Below are 18,445 nucleotides of genomic sequence, written 5' to 3' on the forward strand. Positions count from 1 at the left end.
AAGCTGCTGGCGGAGCTGCGCGCGGAACGCGGCACGGACGAGGACGGCCGACCTCGCCGACGGATCAGCCCCGATCCGCCGTCCGATCCACCCGATCCATCCGATCCGTCTGATCCGTCTGATCCGTCTGATCCGACCGATCCCGTACCGGCACGTCGGCCGACCCCGCCCCCACATCTCCCGTGAACGGAGGGGACGCCTCCGCTCCCGTGAACGCCTCATCTCCCGGGAGCGCCTGCTCCGTCCAGATGCACTTCCCCGTGGCCGTGTAGCGCGTCCCCCACCGCTGCGAGAGCGCGGTGATGAGCTGGAGTCCCCGCCCGCCCTCGTCCGTCGCCGAGGCGCGGCGGATCCGGGGGGTGGTCAGGCTGCCGTCGCCGACCTCGCAGACCAGTTCGGCGCTGCGCAGCAGCCGGAGCCGTACGGGGCCCTTGGCGTGCCGTACGACATTGCCCACCAATTCGCTGACCAGCAGTTCCGTGGTGGTCGCCAGTTCGTCGAGGCCCCAGGCCGCGAGTTGTTCGCGTACGTGTTTACGGGCCTCCCCGGCCGCCTGCGGGTGCGAGGGGAGCGGCCAGGAGGCCATGTGGTCGGTGGCGAGCGCGTGGACGCGGGCGATCAGGAGCGCCGCGTCGTCGGAGGTGGGCTGGTCGGCGGGGAGCAGCCCGGTCGTCAGGGTGTCGCAGAGCTGGTCCAGATCGGCGGTGGGGGAGGTGTCGGCGTTGCGGAGCAGCCGGGCGAGGGTGGCCATGCCCTCGTCGATCTCGCGGCCCGACGACTCGACCAGGCCGTCCGTGTAGAGGACGAGCAGCCCCTCCTCGGGGATCGTCAGCTCGGCCGTCTCGAACGGCGGCTCCGCCGCGCCGAGCGGCGGGGCGAGCGCCAGTTCGGGGAAGTGGACGGTGCCGTCGGGGTGGACCACGGCGGGCGGCGGGTGCCCGGCGCGGGCGAAGGAGCAGATCCGGGTGGTCGAGTCGTACAGCGCGAACAGGCAGGTGACGAACGAGTCCTCGCCGAGGTCGCCGACGATCTCGTTGAGGTGGCTCATGATCTCGTCGGGCGGCATCTCCAGCGCGGCCAGGGTGTGGACGGCCGTACGGACGCGCCCCATGGTGGCCGCCTCGGGGAGTCCGTGGCCCATCACATCGCCGATGACCAGCGCGACCTGCCCGGCGGAGAGCGGGATGATGTCGTACCAGTCGCCGCCCACGTCCATGCCCTGCCCGGCGGGCAGATAGCGGGCGGCGGCCGTGCACGCGGGCAGGTCGGGGAGGGTACGGGGGAGCAGGCCGCGCTGGAGCTCCTGCGACCGGGTGTGCTCGGCGTCGTACAGCCGGGCCCGTTCCAGGGCGTGCGCGACGAGGGCGCTGATCGCGGTGAGCAGCGTACGGTCCTCGTCGGGGAGGCGGTGCGCCCGGTCGAAGGCGATCACGCAGACGCCGAAGGTGTGTCCCGACGCGACCAGCGGCAGGAACGCCCAGGCCCGTTTGGCGGCCTCGGACGGGCGGTGCCGCATGTCCGGGTAGCGGGCCACGAATTCGTCGGCGGAGGAGATGAACAGCGGATTCCCGGTCAGGATCGACTCCCAGATCGGGCCGCCGCGTGCCGGCGTGGAGCGGACGATCACCTCGACGAAGTCCGGCGGATAGCCGACGGACCCGATGCACGACAGCCGGTCGCCCCCCACCTCCACGGCCAGCACGATCAGCCCGCTCGCGCCGAACGGCCGCAGTACGCGCCGCGCCACGGCGTCCACCACGTCCCGCGAGGTCGTCGCCCCGGCGAGCGCGGTCGTCAGCTCCGCGATCCGGGCGGCGCGGTCGGCGGCGGCCTCCTCGGTGGCGGCCTGCTCGGCCTCGTGACGGCGGCGTTCGGTGACATCGGTGAAGTAGAGCGTGACGCCGTCGGGCACCGGGACGAGCCGCAGGTGGTAGCTGCGGTCCTCGTCGGGAGCCCGTACGTCGAAACCGGCGGGCCGGCCGGCGGCGGCGGCCTCCCGGCACCGGGACTCCAGGCCCGGCACGTTGCGTACGGAGGGCAGCTCCCACAGCGGGTGCCCGAACAGCTCCGCCTCGGAGGAGCCGAGCGCCTGCTCCGCCGCCAGGTTGACGAAGGTGATCCGCCAGTCGTCGTCCACGGCGAGGAAGCCGTCGCTCATATGGCGCAGGGCGCGGCTGAGGGCGTCGCGGGCGGACGGCGACTCGTTGCTGTCCCAGGCCCGGCCGACCATACGGACCGGCTCGCCCCGGTCGTCGAGCACGGTTCTGCCGCGCGCCTGGGTCCAGCCGTAACTTCCGTCGGGGCGCCGTACCCGGTACTCGGCCTCGAACACGGTCCCGTTACGGATCGCCCGCTCGGCGGCGGCGAGGGTCCAGGCCAGGTCGTCGGGGTGGACGACCTTCATCCAGCTCTCGATGAGGGGGACGAAGTCGGCCGGGTCGGTGCCGTAGATGGCCATCGCCGCGTCGTCCCAGGCCAGCTCGCCGGTGTGGATGTTCCAGTCCCAGGTGCCGACCTGCACGGCCTTCAACGCCTGCCGCAGCCGAGGCCCGCTCATCTCCTCACCGGGCGGCCGGGCCCGCGCCGGCGGCGGCGCCTGACTCATCCGCTCCTCGGCCCAGGCGACGACGGCCCGCAGGAACTCCCACTGCGCCTCGGTCGGCCGCCCCTGCTCGCCCATCACGATGGTGAGCGCGCCGACCGTACGCTCCCCACTCGACACGGGCACGGCCGCGAGCCCGACCCCGGGCCACCCGTCCCCACCCCCGGCAGGCACCCACACCCCGGCCCCACCCCCCTGCCGCACGGCCCGCGCGGGAGCGGTCGGCCCCTCCTGGTCGAGGATCTCCCAGGGCCGCACCAGCCGCGGCGGCAACCCGGTCGACGACACGAGCCGCAGCGCCGACATCGGCCCACGCAGATGCACGGTCCCGCCCAAGCCGTCCAACTCGGCCACCGAGTGCTGGAGGGCAAGCCGGAAGACCTCGCTCTCCGTGACGCCTTGGTCCACGGTGGCCAGCAGATCCAGCCGCGCATTCATTACTTAAGGCTACATGTCATATATGCGCGATTCCTCACTGATCGCACCCATTGGTGTACGGGGCGCTGCGGCCCGCGCGGTGCGGCGGGCGCGGGGCGGCCCGCGCCGGGTGGCTGGCCTGGCGGGAACGGGCGCCCGGGTGCGGCGCCTACCCCAGAGCCTCGATGGCCCGCACGACGAGCGCCCGCGCGGCCGGCCCGTACACGGCCATGGCGCGCAGTTCCTCGAACGCCTTGAGGTACAGGGCGATCTCGCTGGGCTGGGTGATCCGAATGCGCGCGGAAGCCAACTCGACCGATACGAGCGTGTCGTCGTACACGTGAAAGGTTTCGCGCGGCCACTGCTTCTGTCGGTCCGCCGCTGCGGGGACGATGCCGAGCGAGACGGAAGGCAGCGCGCCGGCCGTCAACAGAAAGCCGAGTTGCGCGGCCATCGCGTCGGCGTCGCCGATCCGGTAGCGCAGCACGGCCTCCTCCACGACCAGGACAAACCGGTGTCCTGGTTCATGGATGACCCGGGAGCGCTCGACCCGGGCGCGCGCCGCTTCCGCGCTGTCATCGACCGGAAGTTCCCGGAAGGCGGCGTCGAAACCCAGCACCGTCGCCGCGTAGCCCTCGGTCTGCAACAGGCCCGGCACGAGGGTGGAGGAGTACACGCGGAACAGCCGGGTGTCCTGGAAGAGCCGCACCGACCGGTTCTGTAGCTGCTCCAGCCCACCTCGCATCCGATCGCGCCACTCGACGTACAGCGACTCGGCGTTGAGGGACTGGACGATCAAGCCCTCCACCTGATCGTCCGCCTGACAGGCGCGACACCACAGGCGAATGTCCTTGGTGGAGGGAGCGGTGCGGGCGTTCTCGATGCGGGAGGTCTTCGCGTGGTGCCAGGCGCATCGCCGGGCCAACTCGGAGATGGTCAGCCCCGCCCCTTTGCGCAGATCGCGCAACCGCCTGGCGACAGCCTCACGTGCGGCCTGCGCGGACGAGGACGGGGATATGGGCATGGGCTGGACCTCGGCCGATGCTTGCCGCTACCGGATCTCGTAGACCTCATGCGGTACGGCGCGTGCCCATACCGCCTCGAAGGCTTCGGCACACAGCTTCGCGGCCACCGGGTCGTCGGAGTCTTCCGGGCCACCGGAGCCACCGTCACCGGTGAAATGGTTCCAGCGGATGAGCTGGTTGTCGAAGAGCCAGAAGTCGTTGCCCGGCAGAGCGATGTCCGAGGCACGCCTGCGCGGAAGCCATCGCACCTGTTCTCCCGCAGCGACGTTGGTGAAGGTGCCGGAGTGCTCGAAGCGGATGTACGTGCTGACGGGCTCGGACACGATACGGGCCCGGCGCACGACGACACCCCGGGACACCGTCCCCTGGATGAGGTCGTGCCACGGTCGCCACCAGGATGCGCGGTCCGACGGGTCGTGGCGGAAGCCGTTCTTCCAGTCGGCGAAAGCGGCCTTCTCGCTCTCGACGGCGTAGCTGTCGCGCATTTCCAGATGGACGGCGGAGCGTACGCAGGACGCGATCAGGGCATCAAACGTTGTCGCGCTCGATCGCATCGCACGCCTCCCTGATCAGGTGCACCATCCGGGCCGGGATCCGGACGACGGCCTCGTGGTCCGGGATGCCCTTCGCGTGCCCGGGAACCTCCGTGGCGGCGCACTCCGCAGTGAGCTCCCGGCCCGGCTTCCGCCCTTGGACGATGATCTCCTGATTCGCCAGGTCGACCCAGACCGTAGCGCTCTCTTCACTGCCGGTGTTCGGGTCGATCCCGATGAAAAGTAAGGGCATGTCAACCTCCGTCTGGCTGTGCGGTGATGTGCGACGCCGCCACCGGCGCCCGACCACAGGGTAGGGCCGCCAAGTGGCCATTGCCCATCGAAGACGGGCATCGCCGCACATGTCTGCACATGGGTGGACCGGGAGGATGCCCGGCTCTTACGGTCTGGCCCACGCGCAGCACCCGGCCTGCCCTGCGGCTCTGCCGGCCGCGCGCCCTGTAACCCCCGCCTCAGCCGCCCATTCCCTGGCAGGAGTGCGGCCGAAGCGGGTCGGTGCACCACCCCTCCAGAAGAAGGGATCGGCACATGTTCAGAAGTCACGCACAGAGGCGCCCGGTTGTCCAGGGAGACCCGGACAACACCGATATCGAGGACGGCGACGGAGGCGGGTCGAACCCCTCTTCTGGTTGCGGCGACAGCCTGAGCGCGTAGGCGCGTACGAGCAAGGCGGCTCCGCGCCGGACATCTCCGGGCCGGAGCCGCACCCCCACTCGACGGAGCAAGGAGAGAGCATTGGCGCGCATGGTGGCGGGCGAGGGCAGAGTGACCGTACTGCCGCTGCTGCATACATGGCCGGACGGGTACGGCGTCGTCGCGTACACGACCACCGGGCACTACGGGAGCACAGCGGTGGTCGGGTACGTACCCGTGCCGGGTGTGCCGGATCTGGTGCTGGCGGACGTGGCGGCGCGGCACGGGCCGACGCGGTTGTACGGGGCCGCGGACGGCAGTCGGTTCGCGCAGGCGTGCTGGTTGATCTGTGTCGGGTGGAGCGGGCGCAGCGTACCGAAGCCCGGGAGCCTCGAACTGCGGTGCGCCGCCTGGTCGCTGGAGGTGGACGGCTCGACCGAACTGGTCCGGACGATGTACGGGCACGACGCCCTGTACACCGGCCGGTTCCTGCTGACCGCCCCGGACCTGATGGCCCGCGCCCGCGCCGTATTCCCCGGCGCGACCGTGGGTTAGCGGATCTGGTACCGCCCGTGTGGGATCGCGTGCTGCCACACCGTCTCGAAGGCGGTGGCGCACACCTCGACGGTAGCGGCATCGTCGGTGATCTCGTCCTCCACCAGGTCGCCATCGCCCGAGAAGTGATGCACCCGCAGCAGTCGGCCGTCGAACAGCCAGAAGTCGTTCCCGGCCAGTGCGAGGCCGCTCGCCTGCCTTCGTGGCAACCATCGCACCTCCTCCCCCGCCGCCGTATTGGCGTGGGTGACGTAGTGCTCCCAGCGGATGTACTCGGTCACCGGCTCCGAAACGACCCGGGCCCGGCGGACCGTCACCCCTCGGGCGACGGCATCGGCGATCTGCTGATGGAAGGGCAGCCACCATGACGACCGGTCCGCCCAGTCGACCCGGCTCCCCTTCCGCCACTCCTCGAAGCGCGGGTTGCTGAAGTACGTGTCGCGCAACTCCAGATGGACGGCCGACCGTTCGGTGCCGGCCAGCAGCTCACGAAAGGGCGGCACGCTCGGCGGCATCGCACCCCTTCCCGTTCGCGCCTTGCTTCACTCCGGCCACGAATGCCGACCACGGGGCGGTCCCGAAGAGGAGTACTGGCCCGTGTGCTGCCTTGCTGTCCCTCACCGGGACCCCGTCGTTGGCGCCGAGCGCCGCTTCTGCGCACGCTGACTGTGCGTTGCTGTGGCCGGACTTGATCCATGCAAGCTCTGCCATATCCACCTGGCCCATGGTCGTTCACCGTTCGGAGATCGGACGCTGTGAAGCCTACGGACTGTCGGTCTTGACGCCGTTGACGAATGCCTGTCCCGGAGCTGGTCGCAAGCCAACTGGGTGTCCCCCCGGGTCGCTCGACCCGGATCAGGCCAGTTCCGCCACCCCCGCGAGGAGGCGGCCCACGTCGGAGGCGTCGTTGTAGTGGACCAGGCCCGCGCGGACCGCGCCGCCCGTGTCGCGGAGGTTGAGGGAGGCGGTGAGTTCCCAGGCGTAGTTGTGGCCGTTCCAGACGTTCACGCCGCGCGTCGCGAGGTGTTCGGCCACGGTGGACGGGGGGTGGCCCGCGACGCGGAAGTAGGCCGTCGGGGTGCGGTGCGCCGGGTTGCCGTAGAGGGTGACCCCGGGGAGGGCCCGGAGGCCGTCGAGCAGGGTGGCGAAGAGGTTCTGCTCGTACGTCTCCACCGCCGCCATCGAGGCGAGCAGCCGCTGCCTCCGGGGGCCGGTGCGCGCGCCGGCCAGGGACGCCAGGTGGTCCACCGCCGCCGTGACCCCGGCCAGGTCGGCGAAGGGCAGGGTGCCCGTCTCGAAGCGCTGCGGCACCCCGTCGGGCGCGCACGCCAGCTTGTCGGGGCGCAGGGTCTCCAGGAGCGCCGGGTCCGCCACGACCGCGCCGACGTGCGGGCCCGACCACTTGTACGCGCTCGTCGCGTAGAAGTCGGCGCCCAGGGCGGGCGCGTCGACCGGGCCGTGGGGCGTGGCGTGCACCCCGTCCACGTAGGTCAGCGCGCCCACCGCGTGGGCCTTCGCGGTGATCGCCGCGACGTCGGGGCGCGTGCCCAGGATGTTGCCGGCCGCGGTGACCGCGACCAGTCGGGTCCGCGCGCCGAGCAGGGCGTCGTACTGACCGGCCGGGAGTTCCCCGGAGACCGGGTCCACCTCCGCCCACCGGACGACGGCACCCGCCCGCTCCGCGGCCTGCACCCAGGGGCGGACGTTCGCGTCGTGGTCCAGGCGGGAGAGGACGATCTCGTCGCCGGGCCGCCACGTCGCCCCGAGGACGGAGGCGAACCGGTAGACGAGCGTGGTGGTGTTCGCGCCCAGGACCACCCCGTCCGGCTGCCCGCCGACCAGATCCGCGACGGCGGCGCGGCAGCCGTCGACCAGGGCGCCCGCTCGCCCGCTCGCCGGGAACGCGCCGCCGACGTTGCCGATGCCCGCGCGGTAGGCCGCCGCGATCGCCTCGATCACGGGCTCCGGCGTCTGCGTACCGGCCGCACCGTCCAGGTAGGCGACGCCGTCGCGCAGCGCGGGATACGCCGCCCGCACCGCCGCCACGTCGTAGCCCTCGCCCGGGGCGAGTTCGTGGTGAGTGCTCATGCCGCTCGGTTCCCTCCGCCGCGCCGGATACCGCTGCCCGGCCCAGTCCTACCCGGCGCGGCCCGCCGGATCACCTGTGCCGGATCACCTGTCGGGCCGCGTTCCGGGTGGTGCCGCGTCGCGGGGCCGGTGTACGACGGACGGCAACGGACGACGAGGACGGAGGCAGGACATGCGACGTGACATGCGACGTGTGGAGCGATCCATGGCGAAGGTGAACCGGGGCACCACGTGACCGCGCGTATCGGGGAGCCCTTCGAGACCGCCCGCGCCGTCTCCGACGTCCTCGCGCTGCTCGACGCTCCCGTACCGGCGGCCGGGCCGACGGCAGGGGAGGGGGAGCCGGTCACGGGGGAGTGGACCGTGACCCGGGGCGAGGGGTTCGTGATCGTGCCGCTCTGGGAGAGCGAGGGGCTCGTGGGGGTGTACGAGCGGGCGTGGACCGACGCGGGGGAGGCGGCCCAGGGGCATCTGGACGCCCTCGCTGCGGAGTTGGCGGGCCGCTGGGGCCCCGGGCGACGGGTGGCCATGCACGTGCCGCTCTTCCGGAAGCAGGCGGGCGAGCCCATGCCGCCGCTCTTCCAGGCGCTGTGCGACGAGGGGTGCTACGGCGACCTGTCGGTCTGGGGCCCGGTGGGCGGGGCTCCCCGCTGGGTCGGTGTCTCCGTCAACCAGTGCGACGGCGACGCCCCGATGATCCTGGTGGCCGTCGTCAGCGACCGGGCCGTCGTCGAACTCCCCGGGAGGTAGGGGCTTTCGTTCCGCGCGACCGGAAAATCCGGCGGGCTTTGAACCGGGCCCCGGCCCCGTACGTATGGGAGGAGGGCCCTCTGATGCCCGGGGCTCCGGCGCTGGCGACGTCGTGGACGTCGTACCGGTACGACAGTTGGGGGCCACGGATGAAGCACGCGCGACGTCACCTGCGGCGGATCACGCGACTCGCCGCCGTCGGCGGGCTGGTCTGCGGGGGGCTGCTGGTCTCCAACGCGGTGGCCGACGAGCCGGCCGGACGTTCGACGGGGGCCGGCGGCGTGGTCGTCGGCGAGGTCGGGGCGGGGCTGGTGACGAAGCTCGGTGCCTCGCGTACCGCCGGTACCTGGATCGCCGCCGACGGGCGGCCGGTCGTCGCCGTGACGGACGAGGACGCGGCGGCCGAGGTACGGCGCGAGGGGGCGCGGGCCGAGGTGATGCGGTACAGCATGCGCGACCTGACCTCCGCGACCGAGGCGCTGGCCGAGGCGCCCCGGGTGCCCGGGACCGCGTGGGCCGTGGACTACGCCGTCAACCGGGTCGTGGTGCAGGCCGACCGGACCGTGTCCGCCGGCGACTGGTCCCGGATGACCGAGGTCGCGGAGGGGATCGGCGACTCCGTGGAGATGGAGCGGACCACGGGGGAGTTCCGTACGAAGGTGAACGGCGCCGCGCCGATCTTCACCAACAGCGACCGCTGTTCCGTCGGGTTCAACGTGACGGACGGCCAGAACGACTTCGTCCTGACGGCCGGGCACTGCGGCCCCGCGGGCACCACCTGGTTCCAGGACTCCGGAGGCGCCACGCTGGTCGGCTCCACGGTCGCCACGACCTTCCCCGGGAGCGACTTCTCCCTGGTGCAGTACGAGAATCCGGCCGGGTTCGACGGCACGAGCACCGTCGACATCGGTGACGGCAGGGGCGTACGGATCATCGGCGCCGCCGACCCGGTCGTCGGCCAGCAGGTGTTCCGCAGCGGCAGCACCACGGGACTGCGCTCCGGGCAGGTGACGGCGTTGAACGTGACGGTGAACTACCGCGAGGGCACGGTCACCGGGCTGATCCAGACCACGGTCTGCGCCGAGCCCGGGGACAGCGGCGGCCCGCTCCTCGCGCAGGGGCTGGCGCTCGGTGTGACCTCGGGCGGCAGCGGGGACTGCACCGTCGGGGGAACGACGTTCTTCCAGCCGGTCTCGCCGGCGATGGCGGCCCTCGGGGTGCGGCTCGCGGGCGTCGAGGCGGGCGGCGGCAACGAGACGGCGACGGGGAGCAGCGACGGGACGGTGGACCAGGCCGTTCCCAGCCCCGCGGGCACGGACGCGGGCGGCGGCGGAACCGGTACCGGGGCCGGGACCGGAGCCGGTGTGGGGACGGGGGTCGGCAGCGGTACGGGGACGGGCTCCGTCAGCTCGATCGTGGACTACCGGACCCTCGTACCCGGGCTGGTGATCATCGCCCTGAGCCTGCTGGGGCTGACGATGGCGCAGCGGATGTGGTCGGAGAAGGCCAGTTACCGCAGTCAGTACTCGCAGAGCTGGGGCTGACGCCCATGCCGGGCCGCGTCGCGTACCGGGCCGCGTCGCGTACCGGGCGGGCCGAATACCGTGGCTATACCTCGCTTTCGGCCGCCCTGCGCGGGTATCCGGCGGTAAGTGAATCATGTCCCAATGGGACATTTGGCGTGTACGATCGGGCGTATGAAGGTGATGAGGTGACCCGGCCGGAGACCGACAGGACCGCCGCCCCCGTCGAGGACGGCCGGCAGCGCAAGGCGCGGCGCACCCGGGAGGCGCTCGGGGCCGCCGCGGCCGAGCTCATGCTGGACCGGGGCCTGGCGGACGTCACCGTCGAGGCCATCGCCGAGCGCGCCGACGTCACCCGCCGTACGTTCAGCCGCCACTTCAGCGGCAAGGAGGACGCCGCCGTCGAGTCGACCCGGGTCGACGGCGAGCGCATCAACGACGCCCTGCGCGCCCGGCCGGCCGGCGAACCGCCCCTGGTGGCCTACCGGTCGGCCGTCCGTGAGTGGGTGTTCGACGAGGTGTGCCCCGGCGTGCACCGGCGCCCCCGCGGCCGGGAGCTCTTCGCCCTCATCGACCGCGAGCCCGCGCTGTTCGCCGCGTACGAGCGGGTGCGGATCGAGGCCCAGGAGGAGTCCGTACGGATCCTCGCCGACCGGCTCGGGGTGGACCCTGACAGGGACCCCCGCCCCGGGGTGGTCGTCGGCGCCGGTTCCGGGGTGCTGATCGCCGCGCTCCGGCTGTGGGCGCGCCGCGCGGACGAGGGCCCCGAGGGCCTGCCCGTGCTGGTCGAGCTGGCGTACGACGCGCTGTGCGCCGAGGCCGCGGCGAGGAAGGGTGACCCCCAGGGGGACCTCCGGGGCGGACCTCAGGGTGACCTCCGGGGCGAACCTCAGGGGGAACCCTCAGGGGATTCCCCTTACCCGGGTGGCGAAAATCGTTTCTCCTTGTCCCGTTCGATTTATTGAGGCTGTCCCGGACCCCGTCCGGGCTCGCCCCGGAACATCAGATTCCCCTCAACAAGGAATCTTCATACCCCCGCCAGAATCTCCTATTTGAGCGGAACTGCGATCGGTGCTTTAGTTGCCATGTCGAGATTGATCGGCCATGGGCAATCCGCAAACGGGGGTAAGAAAACATGGCGGCCACACCCGTAACAAACATATTCGACAGTACAAGGGACACGACGGAAGGGATCGAGGTCGGTCCGCGGCTGGATCCGGCCGTCCGGCTGGACGCCGGACCCGCGGACATCGCCGAGTTGAAGCGGCTCCTGCGGCGCGGCGCCCGCGTCGCGCACGAGCAGTTCGACGAGGACACGCATCTGGACGAGGTCATCCCGAAGCCGTGGGGGTACGAATACCGCGCCTTCGTGGACGAGTTCTTCGACTTCTGGGCGCTGCACATCGACGCCCCGCACAGCACCTCGGTGCATGTGCACCCGCGCAAGCTGACGTATCTGCTCTGTCTGGGGGGACAGGGCGTCACGACCGGCCTGGGCGGGGTCTCGATCCCGATCAGGCAGGGCAGCGTCGTACGGATCGCGCCCGGCGCGTTCCACGGCACGCGGAACGCGGGGGACGAACCGCTGGAGCTGATCGAGGTCGAGTCGCCGAGGAACAAGTTCGATCTGATGCGGCTCAAGGACGACTACAACCGGGCGGGAACGGCGTACGAGTCGACCTCGCTCGAAACCCCGCGTCACCCGATGCGGAAAGTGGTCGCGTTCCCGAACACGCGGATGCGGGCGCGGACGCCGGACGGGCGTTTCCGCTTCGAACTCCGCACGGGAATGGACCTGTTCTACCGGCGGCGCGACGAGGACCTCTTCCACATTCCGCTCTGCGTCTCCGGCGCGGTGTACGCGGACGTGGAGATCCTGACCGGCCGGCCGGAGGACACCCGGCGGGTGCAGGCCGACAAGCAGTATCTCTGCGTCAGCCGCGCCTGAAGCCTCGTCGTCCGAGGGAAAGCGCCGGCGTGGGAGAAGACCGAAGTTCGGACGATAAAGCGAAGAAGTAAGAAGAAGCAAAGAGGGAAAGAAAGAGCGAGAGAGAAAGATCCGGGGGGATCGTCATGTCTCACACTGCTGTCATCATCACCGGTCAGGGATTCCAGGACCACGACGTCGTCTTCACCTACTACCGCCTCCTGGAGGAGGGCTGGCAGGTCGACATCGCCACCAAGAACGGCGATCCGACCACCGGCAAGTACGGTGTCCCGCTGCCCATGGACAAGACGGCGCGACCGCTCATCGCGTACGAGGACCTCGCCGTCGAGCTGTACGACACCGTGATCCTCACCGGCGGCCACGAGGCGCCGGACCGGGTGCGGCAGGACCGCGACGTGCTGGACTTCGTCGCGGGGATGAACGAGGCCGGCAAGGTCGTCGCCGGGCTCTGCCACGGTCCGTGGATCATGGTGAGCGCCGGGGTGCTGCGGGGGCGGCGGGCCTGTGCGTACATCGGACTGCGCGACGACGTGATCAACGCGGGTGCCGAGGTCGTCGACAGCGACGTCATCGTGGACGGCAACATCATCACCTGCTCGTACTACGGCTACATGGGCGCGTTCATGCGCGCCGTGTTCGAAACGACGGAGAAGCTCGCGGCGAAGAGCGCCGCCTGATGGACCGTCACCCGAAGACACGGGCCGAGCCACCAGGTCCGGAGGTGGGGCGCGAGCAGGGGCGGGGGCTGCTCGCGCTCGACTTCGACGGGGTCGTCTGCGACGCCCTCGACGAGTGCGCCCTCATCACCTGGCTCGGGGAGCAGACGCACGATCGGGCGCTCCCCGGGCCGGGCCAACTGGCCCGGGTGCCGGAGGAGTTCACCGCACGGTTCCGGAAGGTACGGGACTACGCGCGGGTGCTGGACCACTTCCTGGTGGCCCATCACCCGGAGGCGGACGCGATCGGCTCCCAGGCGGAGTTCGACCGGCTGTACGCCTCGCTGCCGCTGTCGCGCGTCCGGCGGTTCGTGGCAGCGGCGTCCGCCGCCCGGGACTGGTTCCGGGAGTCGGAGCCGGAGTTCTGGCTCGGGCTGCACACGCTCTACCCGGGCGTGCCCGGTCTGCTGCGGCGGGCCGGTGTGCCGGTGGTGATCGTGACGGCGAAGGACGAGCCCTCGGTACGCGCCATCCTGGCCCGGCACGGCCTGGAATCGGCGGTCGCCGAGGTCTACGGGGAGTGCGCCGCCAAACCCGAAGCAGTACGGGAGGCGTGCGCGCGACGGGGTGTGCCGCTGGAGGCCGCCACGTTCGTGGACGACAACCTGACCAATGTGCGCAGGGTGTCGGCGGCGGGCGTACGGGCGCGGTGGGCGCTGTGGGGTTACCAGACCCCTGAACACCGCGCGGAGGCAGCACAGTTCGGGATCACGGGGCTCGAACTGACCGGCCTGTCCGGGCTGCCGCTGACCATCTAGCCCCACCCCCGGGGAGGGCGTCCGGTTGTACTCGGTACGGCACCGGACGCCCTCTTTCGTACCCAACTCACACCACTTACCAGGGGGGTTCCATGACCACCGCCGCGACCGGGGCCGCGCGACACGGCGCCCCGCGCCGACGACGTCCCGACGTCTCCTCGTCCTCGTCCTCTTCCGCTCCCTCTCGCCCGCCCGTCCCCTTCTCCGTCCAGCTCGCGCTGCTGGTGGCCATGGCGTTCGCCATCCCCGCGCAGCTCTATCTGGCGATACCCGTCGCCGACCGCGTCCAGGCCGTGTTCGGGGTCGACGCGGCGTCCGCCGCCTGGACCGGGGCCGCGTTCTCCTTCGCGTACGCCCTCGGCTTCCTGGTCTTCGGGCCCCTGTCCGACCGCGTCGGCCGCCGCCCCGTCCTCGCGGGCGGTGCGCTGGCGACGGCCGTGACCACCGCGCTCACCGCCGCCGCGCCGGGGCTCGGCTGGTTCCTGGCGGGCCGGGCGCTCCAGGGGTTCGCGGCGGCGACGTTCGCACCCGTCGCCCTCGCGTACGTGACGGAGCGGGCGCCCGCCGCCCGGCGGCCCGTCGCGCTCTCGCTCCTCACCACGGGGCTGCTCGGCGCGGGCATCGCGGGCCAGGTCTTCGGCCAGTTGGTGACGGAGTACGCCGACTGGCGGGCCGCGTTCTGGCCCGCGGCGCCGGTGTACGCGGCGGCGGCCGTGGCCTTCCGGCGGCTTCTGGCACCCGGAACGCCCGGCCCCGCCGCGGCCGGACCGGGCTCCGCCCGCGCCGTCGCCGCCACGGCGTTCGCCCTGCTCCGTACCCCGGGCCCGGCGGCCGTGTTCGCCGCGGCGCTCCCGGTGTTCGGCAGCTTCGTCGCCTTCTACGCCGTGCTGGAACGGGAGCTGCGCCTGACGTACGGGTTCGACGCCAACGGGCTGCTGCTCGCCCAGGCCGCCGGGGCGGTCGGGCTGCTGGCGGGCCCGCTGGTGAACCGGCGCTTCGGCGCCGCCGGGCCCCGGGCGCTCGCGCTCGCCGGGTATCTGACGGCGGCGTCGGGGCTGCTGCTGGCGCTGGCGGCGGGGACGGCCGCCCTGCCCGGGGCGATGATCGGCGCGGGGGCGCTCTTCGTCGCGGGTACGGGGCTGATCGTGCCGGGGACCGTGGGCCTGCTGCACCAACTCGCCCCGCACGCGCGGGGAACGGCGGGCGCGGTCAACACCTTCGCCCTCTTCGCCGGCGCGTCGGCCGGCCAGCTCGCCGCCGCGCGTCTGGGCCCCCGGCCCATGCTGGCCGTACTCGTGGCCGCCACCCTGCTCGCCGCCCTCGCCGTCGCCACCGGAACCCGCAGCCGTACCCGTACCCGTACCCGTACAGGCACGGTTTCCTCCGAACCGACCAGGAGCCCGTCATGACCACGACCCGTCCCCGGCGCGTGCTGTACGTGCTGACCAGCCACGCCACCCTCGGCGACACGGGCGAGCCCACCGGCTTCCACCTCGGCGAGACCGTCGCCCCCTGGCAGCGGCTGCGCGCCGACGGCCACACGGTGGACTTCGTCTCCGTACGCGGCGGCCGCCCCCCGGTCATCGGGTACGACCCGGACGACCCGGCTCAGCGCGCCTTCCTGGCCGACCCGGAGGGCGGCGGCCGGCTGGCCCGTACGCCACGGCCCGAGGAGGTGGATCCGGCGGCGTACGCGGGCGTGTTCTTCGTCGGCGGCCACGGCACGATGTGGGACTTCCGGGGACACCGCGCGCTGCACACGCTCGGCCGGGTGGTGTACGAGTCGGGCGGGGTGGTGGCCGCGATCTGCCACGGCCCGGCGGCCCTGGTCGACCTGACCCTCTCGGACGGTACGCACCTGGTGGACGGCCATGAACTGACGGCGTTCTCCCACGCGTCGGAGACCGCGCGCGGACTGGCCGACGTCGTACCGTTCTCGCTTCAGTCGGAGCTGGAGGAGCGTGGCGCGGTGTTCTCGGCCGCCTACGACCGGTCGCCGCACGTGGTGGTGAGCGGCCGGCTCGTCACCGGGCAGAACCCGCAGTCGGCGGCGGAGTTGGGGGAGCGGATGGCCGCGCTGCTGCGGGTGGCAGGCGGCCGGGGGGACCGCGAGGGCGTCGGCGGGCGGCAGGGGGTGAGGGCCACCCACCGGTGAGCGCGCCGGGCCGACGGCGGCGCGGGCGAGGCCCACGGCCGGGCCGACGGTGGCGGAGGGCATGGCCCGGGTGCGCCGGGAGGGCAGCCGCCCTGCCCTCTCTGTGGTCCCCGGCGCCCTTCCCGGATGCCCGCAGGCGCGGACAATGGGTGGGCAACCTCCGGCCCTTCGGAAGGAACCGCCGTGCACAGCCGTGACGCCCACTCCTCACACGACCTGGGCCGCGCGCGCGGCCACGCGGCCGGTGACCGCCCGTTGGCGCGTACCGGCGGGCCGGAGTCCCCCATGCACTCCTTGCAGAACTCCATGGGAAACAGGTCGGTGGTCCGCGCGATGTCCGCCCAGGAGACGGGGGACCGGCAGCAAGCGGGGCCCGTGACGCCCCTGCAGAGGGCGATGGGCTCCGCGCAGACGCAGACGCAGACGCAGACGCGGACGCAGACGCAGCCGGTGCAGAGGGCGGAGCTCAAGAACACGCCCGTGGGCGAGGCCGGGGGCTTCGGTGGCGCCCTCGACGCGGACGATGTCCGGCTGCTCGGCGAGGCCGCGGGCCGGGTCCACGAGATCATGGAGAAGGCGCAGGGCGCCGGCAAAGAGGTGCTGCTCTACATCGGCGTCGGCACCGGCAACCCCGCGGCCGCCTGGGGCAACCCCACCAGCGGCGGCACCGGCGGGATCACCGAGGCGGACCAGCAGTCCCCGGGCTTCCTCGCCGAGGCCGGGGCGGCGGGCTACACGGTCATCGCCGTCAACTTCAACGTCGGGGAGGGGAAGGCGATCTCCGAGACCGGTGGCGACGGCCCCGTGGTGAAGATGTCGGTGCCCGCCCGCTTTCCGCTCGACGCGGACGGGAAGAAGGCGGCGGAGGGCCCCGTGGGGGCGCTCCACGCGGCAGCCGGGGCGGCCAGCCGCTTCGCCATCATGAACGCCGTCACGCAGGCCGACTACCAGCCCCTGATCGACCTGGCCACCGCCAAGAAGCAGGGGCAGTCCGCCTACCTGAAGTCGTACATGCAGGACGGCAAGACCAGCGCGTTCTCCCCGATGAACAAGAAGAAGGGGATGTACTCCGAGGGCGGCAAGTTCGGCTCGATGGGCGATGTCTTCGCCGCGGACAAGCAGGACTAGGGCAACGGACCCCGCCGGAGCCGGCCGATCCCACGCGGATACGGGTCCGGGTCTCCTCACCGATACGGGTCCCCTCACCCGTCGGTGAGCAGGACCCGTACAGCTCACGCCTCCGGCGGTCCGGACGGCACCGCGTGGATCTCGACCGGCTCGTTGGTCGGTGCCCCGTCCGGGCCCGGAGCCGCGGAGACCTGGGCGGCGAACGCGATCGCCCGCGCCTCGTCCTTCACATCGATCACCCAGTAGCCGGCCAGGATCTTCTCGGCCCGGAAGTGAGGTCCGTCCGTCACCTCCGGGGCGCCGCCGGTCCGCGCGCGCACGGCCTTGGCGCCGCCCGGTCCGCCGAGCCCCTCGGCCTGGACGAACTCGCCGTTCTTCACGAGCTCGTCGTTGAGTCCGGTCATGTGCGCGTGCATCGCGCGCATGGTGTCCGGGGTGTAGGCGGCCATGTCGGCGTCCCAGGTCTCGCGGTTCCCGAAGAGCTGCACCATGTACTTCATGTCGTGACTCCCTTGTTCCGTCCGGGGGTGTTCCGGGTGTGTGAGGGGTTGACCGCTCCCGGCCCCGGAACTCATCGCACCCCGGGCGGACGGCGCTGTTCGTCAGACAGCGCCCTGGGACGGAAGCGACGGAAACGCCTTCTGCTAAAGCTGCTTGGACTGCTTGGACTGGACGACGGGGAACTTCACCCCGGTGAGGTCTTCGGAGACGGCCCACAGCCGCTGCTGGACGGCTACCTCGTACGACTCCGGGCTGGAGGTGACCAGCCGGGGGTGGCCCATGACCTCGTTGCGTCCGCCGGGACCGTAGTACTGGCCGCCGAGCGTGGCGGGGTCGGTGGCGGCGCGCAGGGTCGGCAGCGCGCCCATCGCCGGCGTCTGGGTGATCAGCGGCGCGAGAAAGTTGAGCGGAAGCCGGAAGGCCGCAGGGGTGTGGCGGGCGAGTTCGGTGCTGGACACGCCGGGGTGTGCGGCCACCGCGACGGTGGTGCCGTGGGTGGCGAGCCGGCGCTGGAGCTCGTACGTGAACATCAGGTTGGCCAGCTTGGACTGACCGTAGGCGGCGGACCGGCTGTACGACCGCTCCCACTGGAGGTCGTCGAAGTGGATCGCGGCCCGGATGCGGTGGCCGACGCTGCTGACCGTCACCACGCGCGAGCCGGGCACCGGCAGCATCAGGTCCAGCAGCAGCCCGGTGAGCGCGAAGTGGCCGAGGTGGTTGGTGCCGAACTGCATCTCGAAGCCGTCCCGGGTGGTCTGCTTCGGGTTGTACATCACGCCCGCGTTGTTGATCAGCAGGTCGAGCCGGTCGAGCCGGGACCGCAGCGCCGCCGCCGCGCTCCGGACGGAGTCGAGCGAGGTCAGGTCCAGGGCCTGCACGGTCACGTCGCCGGTCATACGGGCCGCGGCCTGCTCGCCCTTCTCGACGTCGCGCACGGCGAGCACCACGGACGCCCCGCGCTCGGCGAGCGCCTTGGCGGTCTCGTACCCCAGTCCGGTGTTGGCCCCGGTCACCACGGCCACCCGCCCGCGCTGGTCCGGAACATGCGCCGTCGTCCACTTCTCGCCCATGTCAGGCTCCCCACCCATCAGT

Annotated in this window: 19 protein-coding genes; 10 read left to right on the plus strand and 9 right to left on the minus strand. The window is 72.1% G+C overall.

Translation table 11 applies throughout. From position 1 onward, the window contains the following. Positions 1-64: 64 nt before the first annotated feature. The 4 genes from ACIO3P_RS13320 to ACIO3P_RS13335 form a co-directional block, all read right to left on the minus strand. Entirely contained in the window at positions 65-3,040 is a 2,976-nt protein-coding gene (locus tag ACIO3P_RS13320; RefSeq protein WP_401849266.1) for a SpoIIE family protein phosphatase, read from the minus strand. A 148-nt stretch (positions 3,041-3,188) separates the two neighbouring features. Beyond that, a complete protein-coding gene (locus ACIO3P_RS13325) occupies positions 3,189-4,043 on the minus strand; it encodes a helix-turn-helix domain-containing protein (protein ID WP_401791729.1) in 855 nt (284 codons plus the stop codon). Positions 4,044-4,070: 27 nt separating this feature from the next. Next, positions 4,071-4,598 (minus strand): DUF6879 family protein, encoded by a 528-nt coding sequence (locus tag ACIO3P_RS13330; protein WP_329824282.1) that lies wholly within the window; start codon positions 4,596-4,598, stop codon positions 4,071-4,073. After that, positions 4,573-4,830, minus strand: coding sequence for a hypothetical protein (locus ACIO3P_RS13335; RefSeq protein ID WP_329824281.1), 258 nt, complete (start codon positions 4,828-4,830; stop codon positions 4,573-4,575). Before ACIO3P_RS13335 ends, ACIO3P_RS13330 begins: the two co-directional genes overlap by 26 nt. A gap of 512 nt (positions 4,831-5,342) precedes the next feature. On the opposite strand from ACIO3P_RS13335, the gene ACIO3P_RS13340 reads away from it, so the two are divergent. Beyond that, on the plus strand, positions 5,343-5,786 hold the full coding sequence (locus ACIO3P_RS13340; protein ID WP_329824397.1) for a hypothetical protein: 444 nt from the start codon (positions 5,343-5,345) through the stop codon (positions 5,784-5,786). On the opposite strand, the gene ACIO3P_RS13345 is transcribed toward ACIO3P_RS13340, so the two are convergent. From ACIO3P_RS13345 to ACIO3P_RS13355, 3 genes are all read right to left on the minus strand, one after another. Beyond that, positions 5,783-6,301 (minus strand): DUF6879 family protein, encoded by a 519-nt coding sequence (locus tag ACIO3P_RS13345; protein ID WP_329824280.1) that lies wholly within the window; start codon positions 6,299-6,301, stop codon positions 5,783-5,785. The genes ACIO3P_RS13340 and ACIO3P_RS13345 overlap by 4 nt on opposite strands. After that, complete coding sequence (locus ACIO3P_RS13350; RefSeq protein WP_401791730.1) at positions 6,273-6,512, minus strand: DUF397 domain-containing protein; 240 nt, start codon at positions 6,510-6,512, stop codon at positions 6,273-6,275. Before ACIO3P_RS13350 ends, ACIO3P_RS13345 begins: the two co-directional genes overlap by 29 nt. Before the next feature lie 129 nt (positions 6,513-6,641). Further along, positions 6,642-7,874 (minus strand): cysteine desulfurase-like protein, encoded by a 1,233-nt coding sequence (locus tag ACIO3P_RS13355; protein WP_401849267.1) that lies wholly within the window; start codon positions 7,872-7,874, stop codon positions 6,642-6,644. A 231-nt stretch (positions 7,875-8,105) separates the two neighbouring features. On the opposite strand from ACIO3P_RS13355, the gene ACIO3P_RS13360 reads away from it, so the two are divergent. The 9 genes from ACIO3P_RS13360 (at position 8,106) to ACIO3P_RS13400 (ending at position 16,852) form a co-directional block, all read left to right on the plus strand. Next, positions 8,106-8,624, plus strand: a complete 519-nt coding sequence (locus ACIO3P_RS13360; protein ID WP_401849268.1) for a hypothetical protein — start codon at positions 8,106-8,108, stop codon at positions 8,622-8,624. Positions 8,625-8,773: 149 nt separating this feature from the next. Next, entirely contained in the window at positions 8,774-10,168 is a 1,395-nt protein-coding gene (locus ACIO3P_RS13365; protein WP_401849543.1) for a S1 family peptidase, read from the plus strand. Between the two features lie 167 nt (positions 10,169-10,335). Then, a complete protein-coding gene (locus tag ACIO3P_RS13370; protein WP_401849269.1) occupies positions 10,336-11,112 on the plus strand; it encodes a TetR/AcrR family transcriptional regulator in 777 nt (258 codons plus the stop codon). 170 nt (positions 11,113-11,282) lie between these two features. Beyond that, on the plus strand, positions 11,283-12,095 hold the full coding sequence (locus ACIO3P_RS13375; RefSeq protein ID WP_329824276.1) for a cupin domain-containing protein: 813 nt from the start codon (positions 11,283-11,285) through the stop codon (positions 12,093-12,095). Positions 12,096-12,220: 125 nt separating this feature from the next. After that, a complete protein-coding gene (locus ACIO3P_RS13380) occupies positions 12,221-12,772 on the plus strand; it encodes a type 1 glutamine amidotransferase domain-containing protein (protein ID WP_401849271.1) in 552 nt (183 codons plus the stop codon). Beyond that, on the plus strand, positions 12,772-13,569 hold the full coding sequence (locus ACIO3P_RS13385) for an HAD family hydrolase (RefSeq protein ID WP_401849273.1): 798 nt from the start codon (positions 12,772-12,774) through the stop codon (positions 13,567-13,569). The genes ACIO3P_RS13380 and ACIO3P_RS13385 overlap by 1 nt, the downstream gene beginning before the upstream one ends. Before the next feature lie 92 nt (positions 13,570-13,661). Next, positions 13,662-14,978 (plus strand): MFS transporter, encoded by a 1,317-nt coding sequence (locus ACIO3P_RS13390; RefSeq protein WP_401849275.1) that lies wholly within the window; start codon positions 13,662-13,664, stop codon positions 14,976-14,978. Further along, positions 14,975-15,724 carry a type 1 glutamine amidotransferase domain-containing protein gene (locus tag ACIO3P_RS13395; RefSeq protein WP_401849277.1) on the plus strand — a complete coding sequence of 250 codons (750 nt, stop codon included), beginning with the start codon at positions 14,975-14,977 and terminating at the stop codon, positions 15,722-15,724. The genes ACIO3P_RS13390 and ACIO3P_RS13395 overlap by 4 nt, the downstream gene beginning before the upstream one ends. A 183-nt stretch (positions 15,725-15,907) precedes the next feature. Then, positions 15,908-16,852, plus strand: coding sequence for a hypothetical protein (locus tag ACIO3P_RS13400; protein ID WP_401791737.1), 945 nt, complete (start codon positions 15,908-15,910; stop codon positions 16,850-16,852). A 104-nt stretch (positions 16,853-16,956) separates the two neighbouring features. Here ACIO3P_RS13400 and ACIO3P_RS13405 read toward each other — a convergent pair whose 3' ends face one another. Together ACIO3P_RS13405 and ACIO3P_RS13410 are read right to left on the minus strand one after the other, a co-directional pair. Next, positions 16,957-17,352, minus strand: a complete 396-nt coding sequence (locus tag ACIO3P_RS13405) for a YciI family protein (protein ID WP_329824270.1) — start codon at positions 17,350-17,352, stop codon at positions 16,957-16,959. 144 nt (positions 17,353-17,496) lie between these two features. Continuing rightward, positions 17,497-18,423: an SDR family NAD(P)-dependent oxidoreductase gene (locus tag ACIO3P_RS13410; protein ID WP_401849278.1), complete on the minus strand. Its 927-nt coding sequence runs from the start codon at positions 18,421-18,423 to the stop codon at positions 17,497-17,499. Positions 18,424-18,445 lie beyond the last annotated feature (22 nt).

Origin of the sequence: Streptomyces sp. NPDC087310 (genome assembly GCF_044744405.1) — a bacterium.
Taxonomy (GTDB): Bacteria; Actinomycetota; Actinomycetes; order Streptomycetales; family Streptomycetaceae; genus Streptomyces.

Coding starts and splice junctions, on each gene's coding strand:
- ACIO3P_RS13340 (WP_329824397.1), top strand. CDS start 5,343: ATGGTGGCGGGCGAGGGCAGAGTGACCGTACTGCCGCTGCTGCATACA.
- ACIO3P_RS13325 (WP_401791729.1), bottom strand. CDS start 4,043: ATGCCCATATCCCCGTCCTCGTCCGCGCAGGCCGCACGTGAGGCTGTC.
- ACIO3P_RS13330 (WP_329824282.1), bottom strand. CDS start 4,598: ATGCGATCGAGCGCGACAACGTTTGATGCCCTGATCGCGTCCTGCGTA.
- ACIO3P_RS13375 (WP_329824276.1), top strand. CDS start 11,283: ATGGCGGCCACACCCGTAACAAACATATTCGACAGTACAAGGGACACG.
- ACIO3P_RS13355 (WP_401849267.1), bottom strand. CDS start 7,874: ATGAGCACTCACCACGAACTCGCCCCGGGCGAGGGCTACGACGTGGCG.
- ACIO3P_RS13350 (WP_401791730.1), bottom strand. CDS start 6,512: ATGGGCCAGGTGGATATGGCAGAGCTTGCATGGATCAAGTCCGGCCAC.
- ACIO3P_RS13395 (WP_401849277.1), top strand. CDS start 14,975: ATGACCACGACCCGTCCCCGGCGCGTGCTGTACGTGCTGACCAGCCAC.
- ACIO3P_RS13385 (WP_401849273.1), top strand. CDS start 12,772: ATGGACCGTCACCCGAAGACACGGGCCGAGCCACCAGGTCCGGAGGTG.
- ACIO3P_RS13345 (WP_329824280.1), bottom strand. CDS start 6,301: ATGCCGCCGAGCGTGCCGCCCTTTCGTGAGCTGCTGGCCGGCACCGAA.
- ACIO3P_RS13390 (WP_401849275.1), top strand. CDS start 13,662: ATGACCACCGCCGCGACCGGGGCCGCGCGACACGGCGCCCCGCGCCGA.
- ACIO3P_RS13365 (WP_401849543.1), top strand. CDS start 8,774: ATGAAGCACGCGCGACGTCACCTGCGGCGGATCACGCGACTCGCCGCC.
- ACIO3P_RS13405 (WP_329824270.1), bottom strand. CDS start 17,352: ATGAAGTACATGGTGCAGCTCTTCGGGAACCGCGAGACCTGGGACGCC.
- ACIO3P_RS13320 (WP_401849266.1), bottom strand. CDS start 3,040: ATGAATGCGCGGCTGGATCTGCTGGCCACCGTGGACCAAGGCGTCACG.
- ACIO3P_RS13380 (WP_401849271.1), top strand. CDS start 12,221: ATGTCTCACACTGCTGTCATCATCACCGGTCAGGGATTCCAGGACCAC.
- ACIO3P_RS13410 (WP_401849278.1), bottom strand. CDS start 18,423: ATGGGCGAGAAGTGGACGACGGCGCATGTTCCGGACCAGCGCGGGCGG.
- ACIO3P_RS13335 (WP_329824281.1), bottom strand. CDS start 4,830: ATGCCCTTACTTTTCATCGGGATCGACCCGAACACCGGCAGTGAAGAG.